Source organism: Brucella lupini, assembly GCF_002252535.1.
Classification (GTDB): Bacteria; Pseudomonadota; Alphaproteobacteria; order Rhizobiales; family Rhizobiaceae; genus Brucella; species Brucella anthropi.
Genome location: NZ_NNRN01000053.1, coordinates 370,285 through 389,951 on the forward strand (window position 1 = coordinate 370,285; position 19,667 = coordinate 389,951).

Sequence of the window (19,667 nt, forward strand, 5' to 3'; positions counted from 1 at the left end):
GGTGAAATGGCAATCGACACAATGGCAGCGGCTGCGCCAAAAAATTCGTCGATAAGGCGCATAGGAACCATGCGTGAAGCCGGTTTGATTGCGATCATTCTGGCATTGGCCGTGGTGATGAGTTTTGCGTCACCGCATTTTCTGACGCTCGGCAATTTTCGTGCGATGTTGATGAGTTTCTCGGTGGAAGGCATCGTCGTGGTGGGGATGACGATCCTGTTGATTGTCGGGGGCATCGACCTTTCGGTGGGCTCGGTGGTCTGTTTCTCCATGGTCCTTTCCGGTGCACTCTTTCTGGCTGGGCTCGATCCATGGACGGCTTCGCTTGTAGGCATTGCGGCGAGCGCAGCCATCGGCGGCATTATGGGATTCTTCGTAACCGTCGTTGGCCTCAACCATTTCATCACGTCGCTGGCAGCCATGGTAATTGTGCGTGGCCTCTGCCTTATCATCACCCAAGGAACGCCGCTGTCGCTTTTCACGCTGCCGCCAAGCTTCAAAGCGGTGGGGCAGGGCACATTCTATGGCATCCCCTATGTCATTTTGATTTTCGTCGCCGTCGTCATTCTGTTCGACTTCCTGCTCCGTCGCGCCACGGCCTTTCGCAAGGTGTTCTATACCGGCAGCAATGAGAAAGCGGCGCTCTATTCAGGCATAAAGACGAACCAGGTCAAATTCTGGGTTACGGTGTTGTGCTCGACGCTCGCCGGTGTTGCAGGCGTCATTTATATGTCCCGCTTCGGTGCTGCTACGCCTACTTTTGGTGTTGGCATGGAGCTGAATATTATCGCTGCGGCAGTCATCGGCGGTGCATCGCTCAGCGGTGGTTCAGGTACTATCCTTGGCGCTATTCTCGGCATGGCTCTGCTTTCGCTGGTCACATCCTCGCTGATCCTTCTCAATGTTTCGGTGTACTGGCAGGACATGATCAAGGGCTGCATTCTTCTTGCCGCTGTTTCGATCGACCATTTCCTGCACAAGCGGAAGGCGTCCTGATATGCCCATTGCTAAACTGAAACCAAGAACAACAGCGCCACGTGAGGAAATCGTCGTTGCCCGCCAGATGCATCAGGCTCTCGTCCTGCATTTTCTGGAAGGGTTGACGCAGGCGCAGATTGCGGACCAGCTCGGGATTTCTCACGCAACTGTCAATCGGCTCATCAAACGCGGCCGCCAGCTTGGACTTGTAGAAATCAAGATCAAGTCGCCGGTCGAGCCTCTTATCGATCTGGAAGAACGATTGCTGGCGCTTGGTGGCATTAGCCGCGCCATCGTTGTGCCGACCGCATCCGACAACCCGCAAACGGCTTTGCTGGCGGTGGGGGAAGCCGCTGCCCGCCTGCTTCTTGAAGAAATCGCCGATGGTGACACGATCTGCATCACTGGCGGAAAGGGCGTGAGTTCCGTGGTCGCTGGAATTCAGGCCCCACGCCGTTTCGATGTCGAGGTTATTCCAGCAACGGGCTGTGTGCAGGGGAAGCACTATACTGACGTCAATCACGTCTCGACTTTGATGGCCGAAAAGCTCGGAGGGCATTCCTATCAGATACATGCGCCCTTGTTCGCAGATGATGCTGCGCAGCGCGCTATGCTGATGAACATACGCTCTGTCGCTGACGTTTTCCAACGGGCGAGGGAGGCCAAGGTGGCCATCGTCGGTATCGGCTCTATCGTCAGTACGGATTCGACCTATTACGATCTGCACCCGTCGTCGAGTGAAGACCGGACGGCTATCGAGCATTCCGGTGCCAGTGCGGAACTTCTCGCCCATCTGCTCGATGTGGAGGGACGGATTTGCAACTATAGCCTCAACCGTGCGCTGGTCTCGCTTACGCTGAATGAGTTTGCGCACATCCCGACGAAGATCGGTGTCGCCAGCGGATTGAACAAGGCCGAATCTATCCTGAGTGTTCTTCGCGGCAATCATCTCGATACGCTCGTCACCGACGAAGCGACTGGCGCCCGCATTCTCGAACTTGCATCCCAAGAAGGATATTTCGCATGAGCGGCGAACAGTTGATCCGCGAAATCGGGCGCTCCGGCGTCAGGGCGTCCGCAGTCGGTCTCGGTACATGGGCTATAGGCGGCTGGATGTGGGGCGGAACGGATGAAGCCCAATCCATCGCAGCTATCCAGGCATCGCTGGATGCTGGCGTGACGCTGATCGATACGGCGCCGGCCTACGGCCTCGGACGATCTGAGGAAATTGTCGGCAAGGCAATTGCCGGATGCCGCGACAAGGCGGTGATCGCGACCAAATGCGGCCTCGTCTGGCATACCCGGAAAGGTAAGCACTTCTTCGATCAGGATGGAAAGCCAGTCCATCGCTATCTGGGGCGGGATGCGATCATCCACGAGGTGGAAGAAAGTTTGCGCCGCCTTGGTACCGATTATATCGATCTTTACATCACTCATTGGCAGGACCCGACGACACCAATCGAAGAGACCGTCGCGGCGCTTGATGACCTGAAACAGGCAGGCAAAATCCGGGCTGTTGGTGCCAGCAACGTCAATCGGTCGGAACTGGAGCACTATGTCCAGACTGGCGCGCTCGATGCGATCCAGGAGCGGTTCAGCATGATCGATCGGGAGATCGAGCAAGACTTGCTGCCGCTTACCACTGCAAACAATGTATCGACGTTGAGCTATTCCTCACTCGCGCTTGGTCTTCTGTCTGGCATGATCGGACCGGAACGTGTGTTTTCCGGGGACGATCAACGCAAGGACAATCCACGCTTTTCCGTTGCCAACCGGCAGAAGGCAAAGGATTTTGCGACGGCTATAAAGCCGGTCGCCGATCGCCATGGCGCGACGATAGCCCAGATCGTGATTGCTTGGACGCTGGCGCAGCCGGGAGTGACCTTCGCACTTTGCGGGGCGAGAAATCCAGCGCAGGCGCTCGACAATGCGCAGGCAGGAAGGCTCCGGCTTTCGTCCGATGACCTTGCGGCTATCGACACGGCCATTTCGGCACAACTGGTTAACATGGACGGATAACGGACGGCCATCATGAACCGAAAAGAGATATTAGACGGGCTCCGCCAGAGCCCGAAGGTGGACGTTTGTGTCGTCGGCGGTGGCATTAACGGGCTCAGCGTTTTCCGTGAGCTTGCGCTGCAGGGCGTGAACGTGCTGCTGGTTGAGCAGTCCGATTATTGTTCGGGCGCCAGCGCTGCGCTTTCACGTATGGTTCACGGTGGTTTGCGTTATCTGGAGAATGGCGAGTTCAGCCTCGTGAAGGAATCCCTTGTCGAGCGTGACAGATTGCTGCGCAATGCTCCCCACTATGTCGCGCCGCTACCGACAACCGTTCCGATCTTCGACATTTTCTCGGGGTTAGGAAATGGGATTGTACGTTTTCTGGGGCTTACGCGCCGTCCGAGCCGGCGTGGTGCAATCGCCATCAAAGCAGGATTAGGTATCTACGATTTTCTGACGCGCAAACGAGCGCTTATGCCAAAACACCGTTTTCGCAGTCGCAAAACGACACTTGCAAAATGGCCTTCGCTCAATCCCGCGATCCGCAGTTCCGCTACCTACTTCGATGCTTGGGTCAGCCATCCAGAGCGGATTGGGGTCGAGCTTCTGCGCGACGGCCTTTCAGCTGGACCGAATGCCAAGGCGCTGAACTATGCGGCAATTTGTGAAAGTGGCGGTGGTGATTTTCAGTTATTCGACGGTATTTCCAGCGAAACACTCTCTATCCAGCCGCGGCTGGTCATCAACGCGACGGGTGGCTGGATCGATATCGCGAATGGCACACTGTTTCCGAACGAGGCACAACCTGCCCCGCTGATGGGGGTCACCAAAGGCTCGCATCTCATTGTCGATAATCCCGCTCTCAGTGACAGTCTTGATGGGCACATGATCTATTACGAGAACGAGGACGGACGCATCTGCATCCTGTTTCCCTATCTCGGCAAAGTTCTCGTCGGCTCGACGGATATCCGCGTCGACGATCCCGGCACCGTGCGCTGCGAGGCAGACGAACGGGACTACATTTTGCAATCGCTCGCTTTCGTGCTGCCAGAGATCAAAATACGTCCTGAGGAGATTGTCTTCCAGTTCGCAGGCGTGCGCCCGCTGCCAGCCAGCAACGACAGTTTTACGGGCCGTATCCCACGCGACCATTTCTGCACGGTGCTTGAAGGGCAGGATAACCGTCCTCCCGTACTCTGCATGATTGGCGGAAAATGGACAACTTTTCGCTCCTTTGGCGAAATGGCTGCTGACATGGCGTTGAAGCGGCTGGGGTTGTCGCGACGGATCGACACGACGGAACGTGCCATAGGCGGTGGACGCGCATTCCCGAAAGATCGTGCAATCTGGATCGAAAAATTGACTACCGCCACCAGACTTCCCGCAGACCGCGTTGAAATACTTTTCAAGCGCTACGGTACGGATGCCACCGAAATCGCCCACTTTATCGCGGAGGGGGCGGATTATGCCTTGCCCAATGCCGCCTACAGCAGGCGGGAGCTTTCATATCTTATCCGTACCGAAGCGATCGAGCATCTCGATGACTTGCTTTTGCGGCGCACGACATTGGCGATTTCCGGCGAACTGTCTCTCTCCATGACCGAGGCCGTGCTTGATTTGCTGGCGACGGAGAAAAACTGGTCGCCAAAGTACCGCGACGCAGAGTTGATGCGATTTCTAACCCTCATGCGCGAGCGCCACGGCGTCGCCGCAGAAACCCTTTCCGCAAGGAACGAACAAAGGAGTGAATTATGCGAGAAAACCGCAAAGTCCGGATGAACCGGCTGTTCGGCAACGGTCGCTGTCTGGATGTGGCTGTCGACCACGGCGTGTGCAATGAGCCCTCTTTTCTCGACGGCTTGGAGAATATGCCAGCTGTCATCAAGGCATTGATCGACGCAAAGCCTGATGCCATCCAGATGAACTATGGTCAGGCCGATCTGCTGCAGGATGTTCCCGGCAAGGATAAACCGGCTCTGGTTATGCGTCTCGATATGGGCAATCCCTATAACCGCATTCGCCATCGCGACATGTGGGCTGTGCTGCAGAACGAGGCCGATCCGCTGATCGGAGCGTTGCAGATGGATGCGGCCTGCGTGGTGGTGAACCTTTTCATGCTGCCGGACGAGCCAGACCTCTTTCGTCAATGCGTGCAGAACATTTCCCGCGTCCGGGCAGATTGCGAAAAATACGGTATGCCGCTGATGATCGAACCGCTCGTCATGCAGCCAGTCACAGAGCGCGGCGGCTACATGGTCGATGGTGACGCCGACAAGATCGTGACGCTTACGCGGCTTGCCCGCGAAATGGGAGCTGACATCATCAAGGCAGATCCGACAACAAATGCAGAGGATTTCCATCGTGTCGTAGAGACGGCGCGCTGTCCGGTGCTGGTGCGTGGCGGCGGTAAGGAAGATCTCTCCGCAGTGTTTGCAAAATCTGCAGCCTTGATGCAGCAAGGTGCAATGGGCATGGTCTATGGACGCAACATATATCAGCATGCCAATCCAAGCGCCGTGGTGCGTGGGTTGATGGCGATTATTCATAAGAATGCGAGCGGCGAGGAGGCCTACTCGCTTTATCAGCAGGGCTGAGTTACTGGATTAGTTGGACCTTGGGAGGGGTTCTTCATGCAAAAATATCTGTTGGGGCTCGATGCGGGCAACACTGTCATCAAGGCGGTGGTTTTTGATCTTTCGGGACGGGAGCTCGCCCATGCAGGTGAAGAAGGACATAGCCGCATGCCACATCCCGGTCACGTCGAGCGTGACCTTGGCGAGCTCTGGTCCAATGCCAAGCGGGTTATTCGGGCTTGCCTTGATAAGGCGGGGATAACGGCGAGTGATATTGCCGCTATCGGCTGTGCCGGACACGGCAACGGGCTCTACGCGCTCGACCGGGAGGGAGATCCGCTCATAGGTATCCAGTCGCTCGACACCCGCGCGACCGGTCTCGTTGAAGAGTGGACGGCAAAAGGGGTGGGCGCAAGGACCTATCCGATAGCACGCCAGCGTCCATGGCCCTCCCAAACCCCGACGCTGCTTGCCTGGCTGAAGCGCTACCAGCCTGAACTGTTTGACCAGATAGGCACGGTATTTTTCTCCAAGGACTTCGTGGTCAATCGCTTGACGGGCAAACGTTTCAGCGAAGTTTCCGACATGTCGGGGGCGGGCTTGCTCGATCTTGCAACGCGCCGTTACGACAGTGCTTTGATGGAAGCTTACGGTTTGGGCGACTGTATGGATATCCTGCCACCGCTCATCGAAAGCGACAATATTGCAGGCAATGTAACTGAGGCTGTGGCGCGGGAGACCGGGCTTGCGGCGGGTACACCCGTTGTTGGAGGTCTCTTCGATGTCGTAGCTTCGGCGCTAGGTTCTGGTGTCTCACGCACAGGAAGTGCATCGATCATTGCGGGTACGTGGAGCATCAACCAGATTATTGTCGACGGCCCTGATCTCAAGGGGCCGGTCTTCATGACCTCTACTTTTGATCGCAGCCGTTACATGGCGATGGAAAACAGCGCTACGTCTGCGGCGAATCTTGAATGGCTGGTGCGGGAATTCTTTGAAGGAGACCATCATGCCGATGTCTCGCCATTTGATGTTTGTTGCAGTCTCGCCGCAGCCATCGAACCTGCAAGTGATGATCCGCTTTACCACCCTTATCTCTACGGAGCGCAGCAGGACGGCCACGCCCGCGCAGGGTTTTACGGTATTGCGGGCTGGCATACGAAGGGGCATCTGATACGCGCTTTGCTCGAAGGCGTTGCCTTCGGTCATCGCCAGCATGTGGAAACCATCCGAAAAGCAGGCGCGACCTTCGAGGAGGCTGTGCTTTCCGGTGGCGGCTCACGCAGCCGTTTATGGCCCCAGATATTTGCCGATGTACTCGGCGTGCCAGTTTCTGTTGCCGTCTCACGAGAAACAGGCGCACTTGGCGCAGCCATTGCGGCGGGGACCGGTGTTGGGCTGTTCTTCGATTTCATAGAAGGTGCCAATGCCATGGTGCGCACCGATCGGCATTACAAGCCGAACGCCGCGCTGGATGGACACTATAATCGCCGTTACATGCTTTATGGAGACATCACAGCTGCAATGACGCCGCTATGGCGCCAGATACAGGCTAAACCGGTACAAAGCGTCCAGTTAGCGGAGACTGTTTAGTCAATCGTGAGTCAGGTGGGAATTGCCCAAGCTGCTTTACCCACCTCTTGGCTCGCCGAAACTGGTATAAATATCCGCTCTCGTCTGCGGCACAGCGGAAATGCCGCGTTTGCGTTTTGAAGCCACGGTCTGGTTAATCTGGACGGTGCCTCTCTCAAATGCCAGTGAACATCCCGCAAGATAGAGCAACCAGAGACGCGCTTTTGGATAACCGATTTCGGCAACGGCCTTGTCGAAATTGGAATAAAGTCGTTCGCACCATAACCGGCAGGTGCGGCCATAATGTTCGCGCAGATTTTCGACGTCGTGGACTTCGAACCCGTGCCCTTCGAGGTTTTCTACCGTCATCCCAAGATGATCGAGTTCCCCACCGGGGAAAATATACTTCACAAGCGCCTTATGCTCTGCACTTTTGCGTTTGAAGGATTTCTTGTCCTTCTTCATACGCCGTGTGATTGCGTGGTGCATGTAAAGCCCACCGGGGCGCAGAAGCCGGTTCACGGCACTGAAATAGCTGTCGTAATTGGCGATACCAACATGCTCGAACATTCCAACAGACGAAATTTTGTCGAACTGCCCGTCAAGCTCTGCATAGGATTTGACGTGGATGGTGATCCTGTCTTCAAGTCCAGCCTGCTTGATCCTCTCTCGGGCAAGTGCCGTTTGTGCCTCCGACAATGAAACGCCGGTTCCGATAACGCCAAAGTTCTGTACTGCATAGATCAGGAGGGCACCCCAACCGCAACCGATATCCAGAAGCCGGTCACCTGGTTTCAATCGTAGTTTTCGGCAGATGAGTTCCAGCTTGTCCTTCTGGGCCTGATCGATATCATTGGCCCAGTCCGTGAAGTAGCCGCATGTGTAAACCATTCGCTCATCGAGGAATAAGCGATAAAACTCGTTGGACACATCGTAATGATGGGTAATCGCCTCCTTGCTCGATCCACTGACGAAAGGCTCCTTGCCGTCAAGAACCTCGCGCGCATCGGTTTTGCCAGCGAGCAGAAGAGCCGGAAGATCCTTGAGTAGTTGCCATTTTGGCAGCTCTTTCAGCCTGTTCTTCACACTTCCATCGGTTTTGGCATTTGCGAGGTCGAAGATCGTACCATTGCTGATATCCACACGACCCGATGTCCAGATATCGATCAGAGAATCATAGTTGGGCTTGAGGAGAAGCTGTCGAACGATTGTCGGATCGTTGATTACCAATGATGGGCCATCGAATGCACCAATGCGCGTGCCGTCCCATAACTCCACGTTGAACTGTGGGCGCAGTGTTTCAACAACTGTCCGAATAATGCGAACGGACTTGGTTTCAACCGTCATGCCATGCCTCTCTATTGAGGTTTCAGAAGATAATCTTCCCGCGCTGACCCTAACCGAAGGCATCTGCGATTGCAGTCATAAAATCGTGACAGTTACTGCTATGCCTTCAACAGGAACAGCACCTGATATGCAGGATTGCTTGCGCGTCGCGTTTCGGTCAAAACAACGCCGTTGATTTACGATTCAGGAAAAGGAGCCGCCGATGGGTAAACGTTCGAATACAATTCGATGGCTTGTAATATTCTCGGCCATTTCTTGTATTCTGAGTTTTCCAGCGGACTTGCACGCGCAACAGGCAGCAGGTGCTGAGGTGTCGGCAGGGACTGAAGAGACATCGCATCATTCTGCACCGGCAACCGACACCTTTGGTCAGACCCAGTTCGTTCTGAGTGGCGATCCCGTTGTCCCCCCGCGCGATTATGCCAAAGGGTTGGAGATACCAAATCCTGATGAGTATGATCCTATCGAGTCCGGCACGATTTTTGACATCGTTTATTTGGGCGTCGCCGATGGCAGAATGCGTTTCGAGATTCGCGGTTATACCGCGACTGATCTGCAAAACCCGGATACGGGGCAAACAGTCGATTTTCCGGTCGAGCAACAATCTATCGAAATCAGGAATATCCGGATTGACGTGGAGGCTGCCGAGTCGGGAAGCCTGACTTACAAGGCAAACAGGTTTTCTGAAACTTCAGGAAATTAGTTCTCTGATGTATCCCAACCCGGGTAGACGCCCGAACGTATGTTGCCCCAGGTCGGATCAATGTCGTGGTACTCGTGATAAAGTCTGATAATGATGGCAGTCACAAGGAAAACTGCGCATAAAGCCAGTATGATTTTAAAGAATAAGTCCGGCTTCAAGCTCTGCCTCGCCCATTGCTAAATGTAGCCCTCAGCGTTTTATATCCGTGCAGATCAATGTTTTCCGTTAACGGGTGCTGTCGAACGAAAGTTTCGTTCAATGCGGCATTGTTGAGAAGTGCCTGCTATATTGAATTGTGAAACGATAGAAACAGCGGGTAACAGCTTGCGATTCGACGAGCCGAAATTTTTGCGCATTGAACCACGTGAAGAGGCAAACGGCATGGAATTTCCCCGTGATATTGAAGATGCGGCCAGAAATTTGTGGCTCGAAGTCTCAGAAACGAACGAAAAAGTTGCACCCGTCGATATGATCGCACTTGCTATCCTGAGGGAGAGGCAGCGATGTGCGACAATTGCGCTTTGCGTATTTGATGATGAAGAATGGTCGGATGAATACCGCATGGCAGGTGGATTGGCTGCGGATGCAATACTTGCAGGCAATAGCAATATTTCAGATTAAGCGGTGGCATCGCACGTGAAGCCTGTCGCATAAAGAAACGGAATGAAATGGTATTCGAACGTTTAGGGGCAGGGATTGCTGGCCTGCTGTCAATGACTTTGGTTGGATGCACGACATCGCCGCAGAATTATGCGTCTTCGCTTTCAATTCAGGATCCCAAATGGCAGTCGCCACAGTGCGAAGAAATTCGTGCGGAGGCCGCGAATTATGAGGCGAGAGAAAAGAAGGTTTCCGACCTGGCTCCCGGACTTCTCATCGGCCCGTATGGGCTGGGTATAGCGGCGGCAATAAAGGAGAATGACGAGAAGCGGCGAAAAGTGTTCGTTCGCGAGATGCACCTGCGCTGCTCAAGTTTGCCTCTTCCGAGAGAGCTCGAAAATACACAAAACGAAACGAACCAATCAAAACCAGCTGATACATTTCGATAGTTTGCGTACTTCTTCACATAATTCCGATCCGCAATAGCGACGTCAACAGCGAGTTAATGAAGATGCCCGAATTTGTACCTGTCATCGCGTTGCATGGCGGCGCTGGAACCATTCTTAAAGCCAATATGACGCCAGAGAAGGAAGCAGCCTATCATGCCGGCCTGCGGGAATGCCTGCAGGCTGGACTGGATGTTCTGCGTAAAGGTGGCAAAGCACTCGATGCCGTGACGGCATCTGTGATTGCCCTGGAAGAAAATCCGCTTTTCAACGCCGGGCGCGGAGCCGTTTTCACGACGGATGAAACGCATGAGATGGATGCGGCCATCATGGATGGTGCAACGCGGGCATGCGGTGCCATCTCCGGAATTTGCGGGCCACGCAATCCTGTTCTGGCGGCACGTGCAGTCATGGAGCAGACCGAACACGTATTTTTCGCAGGCGAGGGGGCAAAGCGATTTTGCGAAGCTGCCGGTCTGGAAATGATGGCGCCGGAATGGTTCTCGACGGAACAGCGTCGCAAGGCCTTGCACGACGAAATGGCACGTCGTCGCAGTGGTGCCGCCGACGATGGCGATCCTGCCCGCAAACATGGCACTGTCGGAGCAGTTGCACTGGATCGTTTCGGTCATCTGGCGGCAGCCACATCCACGGGCGGCATGACCGCCAAGACACCGGGACGCGTTGGCGACAGCCCGGTCATCGGTGCTGGAACCTGGGCGGATGACGAGACGGTAGCGCTTTCCGCCACAGGTCACGGAGAATATTTCATTCGCTGGGCGGTGGGTCACGAAGTGGATGCACGGATGCGCTGGGCAGGGCAATCGCTCAATGAGGCGGCTGGCGCGGTTGTCCGCGAGCTGGGTGAAATCGGTGGCTCTGGCGGTCTTGTTGCGGTGGATCGCAAAGGCAATGTCAGCCTGCCGTTCAACAGCCCAGGCATGTATCGTGCATGTTGCGGTTTGGACGGGGAGATAAATACGGGTATATATAGATAGGGTCGAAGCGCTCGCCTGTTTTTAACAGGGCTTGTTGAACAAGCGTCAGCTTTTCTATTCCAGATTGGAATGGCAAGTCTAAAATTGCATTGGCCAAAGCCTAAATTTGCTGCCTATAAATTTCAAATAACAAAATTGACGGTCAAGGGAGATTACTCCTCGGCTTTTCTTCAAGCTCTTGAAAAAGCAAGAAGATTGGCTTCGGGTAACGATGACTTGTGCGCCTTTCAAACGAGCGCGAAAATGGGGAAATGAATGACGGAAGCCAAGCGCGTTCTGGAGGGGAAGATTTACCCTTCTGACGAAAAGGCGCAGCTATTCAACAATATGGAGCCGCAAAGCGGTGCCAGTGGAGCGGCAAGTCTTGCGCAACCAGTGCAGGAGTTTCGCTTGCCGGTCAGCGACCTCCATGAACTTTCCGTTTTGGAATATGGCAATCCAAAAGGGATCCCAGCTGTCTTTCTACATGGTGGTCCCGGTGCGGGTGTCTCGGCCAAGCAGATTGCCAGTTTCGATCTCAACACTTATCGTGTCATTACCTTCGATCAGCGCGGTGCGGGCCGTTCCACCCCTATCGCGGAAATTGCTGAAAACACCACACAGCATCTGATCGCGGACATGGAGACCCTGCGCAAAAAACTGGGTATCAAGCGCTGGCTTGTGGCCGGAGGCTCTTGGGGATCATGTCTTTCGCTTGCCTATGGAATAGCGCATCCGCAGCACTGTCTCGGGTTTCGGCTGCACGGAATATTTCTGGGCGGGCAGGAGGATGTTGACTGGTGGTTCCATGGCTGCCGTGCCATTTTCCCGGATCACTGGCAGGAATTCGCCGAATTCGTACAGGAAAGTGAGCGCGCCGACCTGCTCGCCGCCTACTATACGCGGCTAACGTCTGGTGATCCGGTACAAGAACAGGCGGCGGCCCAGAGCCTGCGCGGATTTTCGGCGCGTACGCAGACCTTCGAACCGGACACGAACCACGTCTCCGAACTTCTGAAGCCGGAAGCGGCCTTGGCCGTATCACGCATTTTTACCCACTATTGCATCAACCGCGCTTTCTTGCCGGAGAATTATCTCATCGGGAGTATTGATCGTATTCGTCACCTGCCGGCCGAAATCGTGCAGGCGCGATACGATACGGTAACGCCGATGATGACGGCTTGGAAACTCAAGGAACTCTGGCCGGAGGCCGGATTCACCATCGTCACACTTGCCAATCACCAGTCGACAATCGGCCCGATGGCCGATGCGCTAGCAGCTGCATCTGCCCGGCTGGCGCGGCAGTTGGTGTAATCCAATTCATCAATGCTTGGAATTGAGGACAATTCGATGTTCGATACAAGGACCGCCGATACATCGCTTTCGATGACGCACTACGTCGATATCTGCAAGGCGGTGAAGCCCGCCGTGTCGCCGGACGGTGAACTTCTGGTCTATCTCAGCGATGAAAGCGGTACGGCACAGGTTTGGGCGCGCTCGCTTGCAGGAGGCAAGCCACGCCAGATCACCAATCTGCCGGAACCGGTCGGCAATCTTGCCTTCAATCCCACGAACCGTGATCTGCTGATCACCACAGACTGGGGTGGCGACGAACGTCACCAGCTGTGGCTGATCGAAGACGCCGAAGGTGAGCCGCGCCTCCTCACCACCGATACTACGGTGGTGCACGCCTGGGGCTGCTGGTCGCCGGATGGCACCCAGATCGCCTATAGCGCTAATTATCGCGACCGTTCGCACATGGATATTCATGTTATGACCGTTGCAACGGGCGAAACGAAATGCGTCTACGAGGGTATCGGCTGGCGCAGCCCTGCAGCTTTTGCGCCCGATGGCAAGTCGCTTCTGGTCAATGATTGCCAGCGTGCCATGACGGATCAGGACTTCTGCCGCCTCGATCTCGAAACAGGCGCCTATGAAAATATTCTGCCGCATGAAGGCCGGGCGCACTATCAGGCGCCGAAATTCTTCAAGGATGGCGCCGGTATTCTGTTGATTGCCGATCAGGAACGCGAATATCTCTCAGTCATGGTCAAACCGCATAACGCGGCATCGCTGACCGAACTCGCCGCTTTTGAAGGGCAGGATGTTGAAGCGCTCGCAATCTCACCTGATCAAAACAGGATAGCACTCGTCCTGAACCGTCAGGGCTGGAATGATCTGGTTCTGATCGGTCGCGACGGAGCGGTGCTGAAACAGCTAGAGATGCCGGTTGTTGGGGTCGTTGCTTCGATTGCATGGACGCCCGATGGCATGTCGTTGATCATGCCTGTGGAAGGTGCTGCGACGTCGGGCGATATCTGGCGCTGCGATGTTGAAAGCGGTGTTTTTACACGCCTGACAGATGCGCCGAAAGCCAAGGTGAAATTGCCGGCCTTTCTGGAACCAACGGTAACGAGCGTTGCAAGTTTCGACGGTCTGGACGTTCCGTATTTCGTCTACAATCCGGAGCGTGCACCGGGTCGTGATGGTTATCCAGTTATGATCATTGTGCATGGCGGTCCTGAAGCCCAGTGGAAGCCGGATTTCCGGGCGGACATCCAGTACATGCTGGCACGGGGCATCATGGTCATCGCGCCGAATATTCGCGGCAGCACCGGTTATGGCCGCGACTACCAGCATCTCGACGACCGTGAACTGCGCATGGACAGCGTCGCCGATCTCAAAGCGGTGCGCATGGCGGTCGCAGCACGTAGTGACGTAGATGAAAGTCGTATTGGCGTGTTTGGCCGGTCTTATGGTGGATTCATGGTCCTCTCGGCCATGACGGAGTATCCCGACCTGTGGAAGCTTGGTGTCGAGTATTACGGGATCGCCAATTTTCTCACTCTGCTGCAGACAACGGGACCGTGGCGCAAGGAACTGCGCGCCATCGAATATGGTGATGCCGAAACCATGCGGGATGAGCTGGAGCGGTTCTCGCCCATCAATCGCATAGGCAATATCGCCGCGCCATTGATGATCGCGCATGGTCTGGAAGACCCGCGTGTCACGCCGTGCGAAAGCGAGATGGTTTATTCGTGCCTGCGCGGCCTCGGCAAACCGATCGAATATCTGCGTGTACCGCATGAGGGCCATGGCTTCGCGCGTATCGAAAATCGGCGCCGCGTGTTTGGCGCGCTGGCCCGTTTCATTGACGAGAATCTTTAAGAGCATTGTTGGGAGAGAACACCGTGAAGAATGGTGAAGATATCTGGGATCTGGTGGACGCGAAGAAGGCTGATTTTGAAGCCTTGAGTGACCGCGTCTGGGGCATGCCGGAGATCGCTTATACCGAATATAAGTCCTGTGCCGAGCATACTGCAATGTTGAAGGAACAGGGGTTCCGTATTGCCGAGAACGTAGCGGGCATTCCCACCGCCGTGATGGGTGAAGCCGGAGATGGTGGACCGGTCGTCGCAATCTTGGGTGAATACGATGCCCTTCCGGGCCTCAGCCAGGAAGCGGGTATTGCGGAACCCCGTCCGATCCCTGGCACGGGACATGGCCATGGTTGCGGCCACAATCTTCTGGGTTCCGCCGCCATTTTGGCTGCGACGGCGGTTAAGGACTGGCTGGAACAGACCGGCAAGAAGGGACGTGTACGCTATTACGGTTGCCCGGCGGAAGAAGGTGGGGCGGCGAAGTCGTTCATGGCGCGTGCTGGCGCTTTCGATGATGTCGACATTGCCATCTGCTGGCATCCGGCTTCGTTCACCCAGGTAGATGACGCGCAGTCGCTCGCCAATACGCGCATGGATTTCGAGTTTACCGGACGGGCCTCCCACGCCGCCGCGGCACCGCATCTGGGGCGCTCGGCTCTGGATGCGGTGGAGCTGATGAGCGTCGGTTGCAATTATTTACGTGAACACATCCCTTCTGATTGCCGTCTTCACTATGCCTATCTCAATGCGGGCGGTATCGCGCCGAATGTCGTTCAAGCCAAAGCCAAGGTGCGCTACGCCATCCGGGCAACCGATCTTCCGGGTATGTTCGCTCTCAACGACCGGGTGAAGAAGGTTGCAGAAGGCGCTGCGATGATGACGGAAACGACCGTCAACATCTCCATTATGAGCGCGGTGTCGAACTTGCTCGGTAATACGCCGCTGGAAATCGCGATGCATTCGAACATGGAACGTCTGGGCGGTGTGCCGTTTGACGATGTGGACCGTGCCTTCGCAGCCGAGATTCAGGCAACGCTTTCGAAGGAAGACATTGAAACCGATTACTTGCGCGTCGGCCAGCCGCTGGCAGCAAATGAACCTCTTTGCGACTACGTCTTGCCACGTGAACAGAAGGGCGTGCCGATGATCGGCTCCACCGATCTGGGCGATGTAAGCTGGGTCGTCCCTACCGTTCAGGCGCGCGTGGCAACACATGCGATCGGCTCGCCCGGTCATTCGTGGCAGATCACGGCACAAGGCAAGATGCCAGCCGCGCATAAGGGCATGGTCTACGCCGCCAAGGTGATGGCGGGCACTGCGCTTGATGTTCTTCAGAACGAGAAAACCCTGAACGACGCCAAGGCTGATCACAAGGCTCGTACGGCAACGACGCCCTATACCTGCCCGATCCCGTCAGACGTCAATCCGCCGCTCCAACCGCGTCCAGCAGACTGACTGGCTGAATAATTGCATTTCGTGCCGCGCGGACTCGCGCGGCACCTTTCGAAAATGCTCAACCATAAAAGGGGATAATAATGCAAAAACAAAAGACAACCATCTTGCGCCGTACCACAGCACTCGCACTTGTCGCCGGTATGAGTGCTGCGACGTTCCCTGCTGAGGCCGCGTCGCCACCGAACGTGCTTGTCATGGCGTGGAACATCGACGCTATCAGCACTTTTGACCCAGCACAGATCGGTGAGGCGGCTACCAACGAGATCATCCAGAATATCTGCGACCCCATGGTTGATTTCGATCCGGCTGACGAGACCAAGATCGTGCCGCAACTCGCCAAAAGCTGGGAACTCTCGCAGGACGGTCTGCAGATCACGTTCCACATGCGCGATGACCTGAAGTTTGACAATGGCGACAAGGCGACGGCGGGCGATATGGCATGGTCGCTCCAGCGCGCAGTCAAGCTCGGTTTCGGCAATGCTGCGACACTGACGGAGTACGGTTTCACCAAGGAGAATGTGGATCAGACCATCTCGGCGCCAGATGACAATACGGTCGTTTTCAAGCTGGACAAGCCTTATCCGGTCAATCTCATTCTGGCGGCGATCGCCGCCAACCGGGTTGCCAGCCTTCTTAATCAGAAGGTGTTGATGGAGAATCAGGTCGATAATGACATGGGCAACAAATATCTGGCCACTCGGTCGGAATGCGTCGGCCCCTACAAGCTGGTGCGGTGGAACCCCGCCGAAGTGGTTATCCTTCAGGCGACCGACAATTACTGGGGAGAAGCACCGAAGCTCAAACAGGTACTGATCCGCCATGTTTCAGAAGCGGGAACTCAACGGCTTCTGCTTGAAAAAGGTGACATAGACATTGCTCGCGATCTGACGCCGGAGGACCTGCGCGATCTCGAATCCCAGGACAAGGTGACCGCTTCACGCTCGCTAAAGCCTTCGCTGTTCTATTGGAATTTCAACAATGCCGATCCGATCTTCGCCAATGAAAAGGTGCGCCTCGCGATGCGCTATCTCATTGATTACGAGGGCCTCGGCAAGACGGTCATCAACAATGTCGGCGTGCCGCGTGCGAGCTTCGTGCAGTTAGGTGCTTTCGGTGCACTTGATGAGAAGGAAGGGCAGCCCTTCAAACTCGATGTGGAAAAGGCTCGTGAACTACTGAAGGAAGCCGGTTACGAGAAGGGCTTCGAGACGACGATGTTTATCAGTACCGCGCCTTATGCGGCTCCGATTGCCCAGAGCATTCAGGATGCCGCCGCCAAGGTCGGCGTGAAGATCAAGATCGAACGCATGGCCAACGCGCAATTGTTCAGCCGCATTCGCGGTCGTGAGTTCCAGACGTCGCTGATGGGCTGGCAGACCACCGTTCCGGACGCGCATGGCAATGCTTCGCGTCAGATTTTCAATCCTGATAACCGGGCTGAGGCCAAGCAGACCATGTATCCGAGCTGGCGCGCGAGCTACTTCAACGAAGCCGTAAACAAGGAAGTCGACACGGCTTTGTTCGAGAAGGACGAGGCCAAACGCAAACAGATGTATATCGATCTGCAGAAGGAGATGATGGAGAAGGGGCCGCACGCCTTCATTTTCCAGATCTATAATGTCGCTGGCGTTAACAAGGCTATGAAGAACTGGAGCTGGAACGGCTTCCGCGTCTACTACGATCTGGCCGCGAAATAGCGAGAATAGCGTTCCCGGTGGCTTCCTCACAGTCGCCGGGCGTTCTTCGCTTCGATGGATGACCGTGTGACCGCTTGTGGCTCGCAGTGCGATCCTGGCCCGGCATCCCGTTTTTCTCTTTCGGGAATTTGCAGATGACGACGCACGAAATCATGGAAGACGTGGAGGAGGCGGGCCGCGACAGGGAAGCCGGTCCGGTACTTCAGTTCCTCGCCGCCACAGTGCGCCTGATCATTTCAGTGGCGATTACGCTTCTGGGACTGGTCACACTGACCTTTTTCATCAGCCGCCTTTTGCCGCTCGATCCGGTTATTGCCATGCTGGGGGACAATGTTTCCCAAGAAGCCTATGACACGATGTATCGTAAGTTGGGTCTCGACCAGCCGTTGATCGTGCAATACGGCCTATACCTCAAGAATGCGCTTATGTTTGATTTTGGCAACGCGCTGACTTCCGGTCGTCCGGTACTGGAAGATATTGCACGCGTCTTCCCCGCCACCATCGAACTGGCGACCGTGGCCATCGTCATCGGTACCACGCTTGGTATTCCGCTTGGTGTTTTCTCGGCCATGTATCGCAATTCGCCGCTGGACCATGCTGTGCGTATGGTCAGTTTGCTTGGTTATTCTACGCCGAACTTCTGGCTCGGTTTGATGGCGCTGCTGATCTTCTACGCCACGTTGGGTTGGATCGGTGGGCCGGGGCGGATCGACTTCATCTACGAATATTCCGTCGAACCGACGACCGGATTCTTGCTTCTCGACAGCGCAATGCAGGGGCAGTGGGATGCTTTTTGGAACGCTGTAAGCCATATCATCATGCCGGCCCTGATCCTCGCTTTTGGTTCTATGGCTTATATCAGCCGCATGACGCGTGGCTTCATGATCGAGCAGCTCAATCAGGAATATATTATCACTGCGCGCGTCAAGGGGCTGTCCTGGGCGCGCACCGTTTGGGGGCATGCATTCCGCAATGTTGCGGTTCAGGTCGTGACGGTCGTGGCGCTATCCTATGCCTTTCTGCTGGAAGGCGCTGTGCTGACTGAAACGGTGTTCGCATGGCCGGGTTTTGGGCGCTACCTCACCAATGCGCTTCTGGCTGGTGACATGAACGCGGTGGTCGGCTGCACGCTGATCGTCGGCATCCTGTTTGTTGGTATCAACCTGATCAGCGATCTTCTGTATCGCGTTTTTGATCCTCGCACACGATAGGACACTGCCGATGAACACCCACACCAGCACATCGTCGGCCCAAACTTCCAATTCTCTGCGGGGTTGGCTGACTGCCCCCGTGCCTACATCTGCCTTTCAGGCCAATATCCAGCAGTTACGCCGTTCCTGGTTCAAGTTGATGGCCAATACGTCTGCCGTATTCGGTCTGGCCGTAATCGTGCTTTTGGTACTGGTAGCCATTCTTGCGCCTCTAATCGCGACGCACGACATTGGTACCAACAATCTCGCGAACCGGCTTCAACCCCCGTCATGGGGACACTTCTTTGGCACAGACGAACTGGGGCGTGATATTTTCAGCCGCCTTGTCTATGGCTCGCGCATCACGCTTTACATCGTGACGCTGACTGCTGTCATCGCTGCGCCTATTGGTCTCGTCGTTGGCACCACCGCAGGCTATATGGGCGGCTGGGTTGATATGGCACTGATGCGTATTGTCGATATCTTCCTTGCTTTTCCTAGTCTCGTGCTCGCGCTGTCCTTTGCTGCAGCGCTTGGGCCAGGCATCGAAAATGCCGTCATCGCCATTTCGCTCGCCGCATGGCCACCGATAGCCCGTCTTGCTCGCGCCGAAACACTGACCATCCGCTCGTCTGACTATGTGGCCGCCATTCGTCTGCAGGGGGCTTCCACGATGCGGGTGATTACGAAACATGTCGTGCCGATGTGCATTCCGTCGGTGGTGATCCGCATTACGCTCAACATGTCTTCGATCATTCTGACGGCCGCCGGCCTTGGCTTTCTCGGTCTTGGCGCACAGCCGCCAAGTCCGGAATGGGGCGCGATGCTTTCCAGTGGTCGCGAATTCATGATGACTTCGTGGTGGCTTGCCGCTGTACCCGGCACTGCAATCTTGATCGCGAGCCTCGCCTTCAACCTGTTCGGCGACGGTTTGCGCGACGTTCTCGACCCCAGAAACGGATAAGAT

General features: G+C 55.6%; 17 protein-coding genes. 16 read left to right on the forward strand and 1 reads right to left on the reverse strand.

Going from position 1 to position 19,667, the window contains the following annotated elements:
- The first annotated feature begins 6 nt into the window (after positions 1-6).
- The 6 genes from CES86_RS18585 to CES86_RS18610 are packed head-to-tail and all read left to right on the forward strand — an operon-like array spanning position 7 to position 7,145.
- Positions 7-996, forward strand: coding sequence for an ABC transporter permease (locus tag CES86_RS18585; protein WP_167387129.1), 990 nt, complete (start codon positions 7-9; stop codon positions 994-996).
- A gap of 1 nt (position 997) precedes the next feature.
- Positions 998-2,005 (forward strand): sugar-binding transcriptional regulator, encoded by a 1,008-nt coding sequence (locus CES86_RS18590; RefSeq protein ID WP_029927924.1) that lies wholly within the window; start codon positions 998-1,000, stop codon positions 2,003-2,005.
- A complete protein-coding gene (locus CES86_RS18595; RefSeq protein WP_029927922.1) occupies positions 2,002-2,997 on the forward strand; it encodes an aldo/keto reductase in 996 nt (331 codons plus the stop codon). Before CES86_RS18590 ends, CES86_RS18595 begins: the two co-directional genes overlap by 4 nt.
- A 12-nt stretch (positions 2,998-3,009) precedes the next feature.
- A complete protein-coding gene (locus tag CES86_RS18600) occupies positions 3,010-4,758 on the forward strand; it encodes a glycerol-3-phosphate dehydrogenase/oxidase (protein WP_029927920.1) in 1,749 nt (582 codons plus the stop codon).
- Entirely contained in the window at positions 4,731-5,573 is an 843-nt protein-coding gene (locus CES86_RS18605; protein ID WP_010661042.1) for a class I fructose-bisphosphate aldolase, read from the forward strand. Before CES86_RS18600 ends, CES86_RS18605 begins: the two co-directional genes overlap by 28 nt.
- Positions 5,574-5,609: 36 nt before the next feature.
- Positions 5,610-7,145 (forward strand): FGGY-family carbohydrate kinase, encoded by a 1,536-nt coding sequence (locus tag CES86_RS18610; protein ID WP_029927918.1) that lies wholly within the window; start codon positions 5,610-5,612, stop codon positions 7,143-7,145.
- Between the two features lie 36 nt (positions 7,146-7,181).
- Here the strand turns inward: CES86_RS18610 and CES86_RS18615 are convergent, their stop codons facing one another.
- Complete coding sequence (locus CES86_RS18615) at positions 7,182-8,471, reverse strand: SAM-dependent methyltransferase (RefSeq protein ID WP_029927916.1); 1,290 nt, start codon at positions 8,469-8,471, stop codon at positions 7,182-7,184.
- A gap of 202 nt (positions 8,472-8,673) precedes the next feature.
- Between CES86_RS18615 and CES86_RS18620 the strand changes: the two genes are divergently transcribed.
- From CES86_RS18620 to nikC, 10 genes are all read left to right on the forward strand, one after another.
- Entirely contained in the window at positions 8,674-9,174 is a 501-nt protein-coding gene (locus CES86_RS18620) for a hypothetical protein (RefSeq protein ID WP_029927914.1), read from the forward strand.
- 324 nt (positions 9,175-9,498) lie between these two features.
- Positions 9,499-9,795, forward strand: a complete 297-nt coding sequence (locus CES86_RS18625; RefSeq protein WP_235819938.1) for a hypothetical protein — start codon at positions 9,499-9,501, stop codon at positions 9,793-9,795.
- 47 nt (positions 9,796-9,842) lie between these two features.
- Positions 9,843-10,223 (forward strand): hypothetical protein, encoded by a 381-nt coding sequence (locus tag CES86_RS18630; RefSeq protein ID WP_010661047.1) that lies wholly within the window; start codon positions 9,843-9,845, stop codon positions 10,221-10,223.
- Positions 10,224-10,285: 62 nt separating this feature from the next.
- On the forward strand, positions 10,286-11,218 hold the full coding sequence (locus tag CES86_RS18635) for an isoaspartyl peptidase/L-asparaginase family protein (RefSeq protein ID WP_094515074.1): 933 nt from the start codon (positions 10,286-10,288) through the stop codon (positions 11,216-11,218).
- Positions 11,219-11,473: 255 nt separating this feature from the next.
- Positions 11,474-12,511 (forward strand): prolyl aminopeptidase, encoded by a 1,038-nt coding sequence (gene pip / locus CES86_RS18645; RefSeq protein ID WP_029929875.1) that lies wholly within the window; start codon positions 11,474-11,476, stop codon positions 12,509-12,511.
- Between the two features lie 36 nt (positions 12,512-12,547).
- Positions 12,548-14,365 carry a S9 family peptidase gene (locus tag CES86_RS18650; protein ID WP_029929877.1) on the forward strand — a complete coding sequence of 606 codons (1,818 nt, stop codon included), beginning with the start codon at positions 12,548-12,550 and terminating at the stop codon, positions 14,363-14,365.
- A 23-nt stretch (positions 14,366-14,388) separates the two neighbouring features.
- The gene (locus CES86_RS18655) at positions 14,389-15,813 is read left to right on the forward strand and encodes a M20 family metallopeptidase (RefSeq protein WP_029929879.1); all 1,425 of its coding nucleotides are present in this window, start codon (positions 14,389-14,391) and stop codon (positions 15,811-15,813) included.
- A gap of 80 nt (positions 15,814-15,893) precedes the next feature.
- On the forward strand, positions 15,894-17,510 hold the full coding sequence (locus CES86_RS18660) for an ABC transporter substrate-binding protein (RefSeq protein WP_029929881.1): 1,617 nt from the start codon (positions 15,894-15,896) through the stop codon (positions 17,508-17,510).
- 134 nt (positions 17,511-17,644) lie between these two features.
- Positions 17,645-18,721 (forward strand): ABC transporter permease, encoded by a 1,077-nt coding sequence (locus CES86_RS18665; RefSeq protein WP_029929883.1) that lies wholly within the window; start codon positions 17,645-17,647, stop codon positions 18,719-18,721.
- Positions 18,722-18,731: 10 nt separating this feature from the next.
- Complete coding sequence (gene nikC / locus CES86_RS18670; protein WP_029929885.1) at positions 18,732-19,664, forward strand: nickel transporter permease; 933 nt, start codon at positions 18,732-18,734, stop codon at positions 19,662-19,664.
- Positions 19,665-19,667 lie beyond the last annotated feature (3 nt).

What these genes read in the sequence shown, in the direction of transcription:
- CES86_RS18585 (WP_167387129.1), top strand. Translation starts at nt 7, where the DNA reads ATGGCAATCGACACAATGGCAGCGGCTGCGCCAAAAAATTCGTCGATA.
- CES86_RS18590 (WP_029927924.1), top strand. Translation starts at nt 998, where the DNA reads ATGCCCATTGCTAAACTGAAACCAAGAACAACAGCGCCACGTGAGGAA.
- CES86_RS18595 (WP_029927922.1), top strand. Translation starts at nt 2,002, where the DNA reads ATGAGCGGCGAACAGTTGATCCGCGAAATCGGGCGCTCCGGCGTCAGG.
- CES86_RS18600 (WP_029927920.1), top strand. Translation starts at nt 3,010, where the DNA reads ATGAACCGAAAAGAGATATTAGACGGGCTCCGCCAGAGCCCGAAGGTG.
- CES86_RS18605 (WP_010661042.1), top strand. Translation starts at nt 4,731, where the DNA reads ATGCGAGAAAACCGCAAAGTCCGGATGAACCGGCTGTTCGGCAACGGT.
- CES86_RS18610 (WP_029927918.1), top strand. Translation starts at nt 5,610, where the DNA reads ATGCAAAAATATCTGTTGGGGCTCGATGCGGGCAACACTGTCATCAAG.
- CES86_RS18615 (WP_029927916.1), bottom strand. Translation starts at nt 8,471, where the DNA reads ATGACGGTTGAAACCAAGTCCGTTCGCATTATTCGGACAGTTGTTGAA.
- CES86_RS18620 (WP_029927914.1), top strand. Translation starts at nt 8,674, where the DNA reads ATGGGTAAACGTTCGAATACAATTCGATGGCTTGTAATATTCTCGGCC.
- CES86_RS18630 (WP_010661047.1), top strand. Translation starts at nt 9,843, where the DNA reads ATGGTATTCGAACGTTTAGGGGCAGGGATTGCTGGCCTGCTGTCAATG.
- CES86_RS18635 (WP_094515074.1), top strand. Translation starts at nt 10,286, where the DNA reads ATGCCCGAATTTGTACCTGTCATCGCGTTGCATGGCGGCGCTGGAACC.
- pip (WP_029929875.1), top strand. Translation starts at nt 11,474, where the DNA reads ATGACGGAAGCCAAGCGCGTTCTGGAGGGGAAGATTTACCCTTCTGAC.
- CES86_RS18650 (WP_029929877.1), top strand. Translation starts at nt 12,548, where the DNA reads ATGTTCGATACAAGGACCGCCGATACATCGCTTTCGATGACGCACTAC.
- CES86_RS18660 (WP_029929881.1), top strand. Translation starts at nt 15,894, where the DNA reads ATGCAAAAACAAAAGACAACCATCTTGCGCCGTACCACAGCACTCGCA.
- CES86_RS18665 (WP_029929883.1), top strand. Translation starts at nt 17,645, where the DNA reads ATGACGACGCACGAAATCATGGAAGACGTGGAGGAGGCGGGCCGCGAC.
- nikC (WP_029929885.1), top strand. Translation starts at nt 18,732, where the DNA reads ATGAACACCCACACCAGCACATCGTCGGCCCAAACTTCCAATTCTCTG.